We start from the raw sequence: 320 nt of genomic DNA on the forward strand, positions 1-320 counted from the left end.
TATTGGCATCTTTTACTTTAGCGACTGTCCATGTACTATCAACATCTTGGCCAATTAAAGTACTGGTCACGTTATTACCAATAATACCGGCAAAACTTACATAACTACTTGCCTCGATACCACCACTTAACGCAGAAACATCGGCCCATTCATTGGTATTACCCGTAATGTAAGTTTCGATACCTGAAAAATCACCAACATAGAGTTCATCTGCTGCAGGGTCATTGTCTTGCGTTAATGAAGATAGTGCATCTGTAAAGATCCAGGTATTAATAACACCTGCGCGAGCCGACAGGCTATCAACACCTGTACCATCTCCG

1 protein-coding gene is annotated in these 320 nt (G+C 41.9%); it reads right to left on the reverse strand.

From position 1 onward, the window contains the following. The coding region (locus CXF85_RS00130) for a hypothetical protein (RefSeq protein ID WP_157828994.1) at positions 1–320 on the reverse strand (320 nt) is incomplete at both ends.

The organism is Colwellia sp. 75C3, from assembly GCF_002836255.1.
Classification (GTDB): domain Bacteria; phylum Pseudomonadota; class Gammaproteobacteria; order Enterobacterales; family Alteromonadaceae; genus Colwellia.